Here is a 3,564-nt window from a genome sequence, read left to right as displayed (position 1 = left end):
CCGGGGCCCAGGGCGAGCGCGAAGGCGCCGTCGAACAGGGCTGCCGTGCAGGCGACTTCGAACTCCAGCGGGGTCAACACGCCGCGTTGCTGGAGCTGTTGGGCTAAGTCGCCGTGCGCCGCGCGGGCCGCCGTCCAGGAACTGTCGGCCACGCGGCCCGACTTGAGGAGGATCGACTCCGCGCTCGGGGCGCCGGGGGTGTCGACGGCGGTCACCAGTCCGGCGCGTACGTGAATCGTGCCACCGGGGGTGCCCGAGACGGTGACCGCGGCGTCGCGGCCCTCGGCGTGCAACGCGGCCAGCAGGGCGGGGAGGTTGCGCGGGGCCGGCGCGGGCGTCATGCGGTCACCTCTGCCGCGTACCGGCCCAAGTGGTGCAGGACCAGGGCGAGGTTGGCCTGACCGCGCTCCAGCGCGGCCGTCAGGAGCAGGGGGTCGCCCTGGCGCGGCACGGTCGCCACGACCAGCTGGCGGCTGCCGCCCGTGATGACGATGCTCTCCAACTCCCCTTGCGCGCCAGCCGCGTTGAGGCTGTTCTCGACCGACGCGGCGAGGCGGCTGCACTCCACGGCGTCCGAGCCGCCCTCCCCCGCGTCGCCGTACGTCAGTCCCGTGACCGCGTCGATGAGCGAGACACCCGTGACGCCCGGCAGATCCAGGAGGCGACTCAGGGAGGCTTCGACTGATGACAACGGGACTCCCCTTCACTTTTGCTTCACATCACAACTGAAGGCACAGTAGTTTAATCCGAAAGGTTCAGGACAGGGCGTCCGTCGCTCATTTTCTGACCCGTCGTCACATCGCCGGACCGCACAGAGTGAACAGAGCGAAGGGCAGCACATGAACATCGAGACAGCGCTCAAGGAAGCGATGACGATCGACGGCGCCCTGGGTGTCGCCCTCGTGGACTACGAGAGCGGGATGTCGCTCGGCGTCCTCGGCGGCGGCCCGGGCCTCGACCTGGAGGTCGCCGCCGCCGGCAACACGGAGGTCGTCCGCGCCAAGACCCGCACCCTCGAACTCCTCGGCATGCAGGACGCGGTCGAGGACATCCTCATCACCCTCGGCGCCCAGTACCACCTGATCCGCCCCCTCGCCAGCAGCAGCGGCACCCTGTTCCTGTACCTCGCCCTGGACCGGGGCCGCGGAAACCTGGCCCTGGCGCGGCACGCGCTGAAGCGCATCGAGGGCGAGCTGGAGATCTAGAACCGCCGGGCTCGCCCCAACTCGGCGTCACGGAAACGACGTTCAGCGCCCGGAGAACCACCGGGTCGCGGCCCCGGTCGTGCCGCCGCCCGGAAATGCGCGAGGGCGGAGCCGTCTCGGCCCCGCCCCCTCGTACGTGTTCCGCCCTAGCGGCCCCACGCCCACTTCAGGCGGTCCGCGCCCGACTTGTTGGTCGTGGCCAGCCAGGGGTTGGTGGCGGGGCCGGTCAGGGTCTGGAGGGAGTACGTGTCGCCCGTGCGCAGGCCGGGCCAGTAGACCGAGCCCATGTGGAGCTCGCGGAAGACGTCCGTGTCGGCCTGGATGAAGGAGATCTCGTTGTTGCCGACGTTGGAGCCGTTGTAGTCGAGGCCGCTGGTCATGGTCGCGCCGAACTCGTCGGCCACCGTGCGGTAGGCGCAGTCGCCGAGGCGGGTCTTGAGGTCGGTGACCCACTCGTCGTAGGTGCGGTTGCCCCAGAAGCCGTAGTGGTGCAGGGACAGGTACGTGCCCTTGAGGCGGGGGTCGGCGCAGACGGAGACGACGCTGTCGTTGTAGCCGCTGCCGCTGACGAAGATCCGGTTGCGCGGGATCTTGGGGAACGTGCCGATCCACTTCGCGGCGAGGTCGGCCCACTCGGTGGGCGTGTAGCCGTGCGGCTCGTTCATCGGCTCGAAGTAGACGAGGCTGTTGTGCTGGAACGCGCTGGTGACGGTCTTCCACATCGGCCAGTACGTCGCCGTGTCGTCGATGAACCCGTCCTTCTGGGTGCCGGAGCCCTCCCAGTAGGAGACGATCACCTTGAAGCCCTGGCGGGTGGCCGCGTCGATGACCGCGCGGTACGAGTGCCAGTAATTGCCGTTGACCGTGTACGGGTTGATCGGCAGGCGCACGGTGTTGGCGCCGAGGTTGGCCCGGAACGCGGAGATGATGCGGGTGGCCTTGTGGTACGTCTGCGCGTACGTGTCCGACAGCGAGAGCCCCGACAGCTGGACCTCGTCGTTGGCGTAGTTGTCGCGCGGGTCCGCCCAGTTGACGCCCTTGAACTGGCTGGTGTTCGGCGCGGGCGCGGCGTACCGGTCGGCGGCGGACGCCGGGACGCCGGCACCGAGCGCGGCGACACCGGCGAGGGCCACGGCGGTGGCGATCAGCGCACGCGTGCGGGGGCGCCGGGAGTTACGGGAGCGCAGGGGCACGGCAGTACCTTCTTACGGGAGGAACGCGGCTCGGCGTCGGCCTTGACCTGGGGTGATCGACGCGGTGTGAGTCTGGGTCGGGGTGCGCGACGTTGTCAAGGAGGTCGTGGGGAGATTTCGGAAAGCGCTTACCCTCCTGCGGTGGAGCCGTTGTCGGTGGTCGCTGCTAGCGTCCGCGACGTGACGGAAAGGGAGCGGCGCATCGCCCTCGACCATGTGCTCGCGCTCATCGCCGAGGCCCCGTGGAGTTCCTCGCTGGTGCTGCGCGGGAGCATGACGATGCCGGCCTGGGCCGGGGACGCGGCGCGCCCGCCGGGGGACCTCGACTGGGTCGTCCTGGAGGACGAGGTGGGCGTCGACCCCCTCGACCCGTACCCGTACGCCCGGCGCATCGAGGACGTCCAGCAGTGGCCGGAGGCGTTCGCGGGGGCGGCGCGCTACGACCTGTGGCGCGAGGAGGAGTTCGGCACGGGCGGACAGCGGGGCATCCTGCCGCCCGAGGGGCTGTCCTGGGTCGACTCCGAGGACGTCGACCCCAGCCCCCCGTACCAGGACCTGCTGGAGCGGGTCCGGGAACGGCCGTACGCGGGCGCGGGTGTCGTCCTGGACGCCGCCGGGGCGCGGGACGACGGGCAGTGGACCTACGCCGAGTACGACACCCCCGGCGTCCGCCTCTCGATCCCCTGGCGGCTCGAACACCCCGGCACGCTCACGGGAGTTGCCCAACTCGACTTCGCCCGCGACGAGTTGCTCCCCGAGCCGCCGGTCTGGACACTGGTCCCCCGCATCACCGACCGCCCGCCGACCCCCGTCCGCACGGCGTCCCGCGCCCTCTCCCTCGCCTGGAAACTCCGCTGGCTGCACACCGACGCGACAGCCCAAGGCCGGGCCCAGGGCAAGGACTTGTACGACGCGGTGCTCCTCGCGGAGTCCCCGCGCACCCACCTCTCCGGCCGCCTCCTGCGCCGGGTCCTCGGGGAGTTCGAGCCGGCGACGGTCACCGGATGGGAGGTGGAGTGGACCGGCGAGTTCGCCCGGCGGGGCACGGCACGGGAGTGGTCGGGGCGGTTGCGGCGGGCGCTGGAGTCCCGGTTCTGACGCACCGTCATATGCGCCCGGCCCGGGGCGGCTGACGCACCGTCACCCGCACCGGGCCGGGCGCATAT

Annotated in this window: 4 protein-coding genes and 1 pseudogene; 2 read left to right on the top strand and 3 right to left on the bottom strand. The window is 71.0% G+C overall.

Annotated elements, in window-relative coordinates; translation table 11 throughout:
* A pseudogene (locus tag AOK24_RS51245) lies at positions 1–341 on the bottom strand (hypothetical protein); the annotation flags it as partial.
* Positions 338–691 (bottom strand): hypothetical protein, encoded by a 354-nt coding sequence (locus AOK24_RS28670; protein ID WP_193555022.1) that lies wholly within the window; start codon positions 689–691, stop codon positions 338–340. The pseudogene AOK24_RS51245 and the gene AOK24_RS28670, both read right to left, overlap by 4 nt.
* A 148-nt stretch (positions 692–839) precedes the next feature.
* Between AOK24_RS28670 and AOK24_RS28665 the strand changes: the two genes are divergently transcribed.
* Positions 840–1,205, top strand: coding sequence for a hypothetical protein (locus tag AOK24_RS28665; RefSeq protein WP_055722951.1), 366 nt, complete (start codon positions 840–842; stop codon positions 1,203–1,205).
* Positions 1,206–1,351: 146 nt separating this feature from the next.
* Here AOK24_RS28665 and AOK24_RS28660 read toward each other — a convergent pair whose 3' ends face one another.
* Positions 1,352–2,398, bottom strand: a complete 1,047-nt coding sequence (locus AOK24_RS28660; protein ID WP_055722950.1) for a glycoside hydrolase family 5 protein — start codon at positions 2,396–2,398, stop codon at positions 1,352–1,354.
* Between the two features lie 180 nt (positions 2,399–2,578).
* On the opposite strand from AOK24_RS28660, the gene AOK24_RS28655 reads away from it, so the two are divergent.
* The gene (locus AOK24_RS28655; protein WP_055722949.1) at positions 2,579–3,496 is read left to right on the top strand and encodes a nucleotidyl transferase AbiEii/AbiGii toxin family protein; all 918 of its coding nucleotides are present in this window, start codon (positions 2,579–2,581) and stop codon (positions 3,494–3,496) included.
* Positions 3,497–3,564 lie beyond the last annotated feature (68 nt).

This window comes from Streptomyces niveiscabiei (genome assembly GCF_001419795.1).
In the GTDB taxonomy this organism is placed as follows: Bacteria; Actinomycetota; Actinomycetes; order Streptomycetales; family Streptomycetaceae; genus Streptomyces; species Streptomyces niveiscabiei.
Note: the sequence above shows the minus strand (reverse complement) of the source record. Positions and strands in the feature narration are given on the sequence as shown.

Excerpts from the sequence above, each read along its gene's own strand:
- AOK24_RS28665 (WP_055722951.1), top strand. The coding sequence starts at position 840 with ATGAACATCGAGACAGCGCTCAAGGAAGCGATGACGATCGACGGCGCC.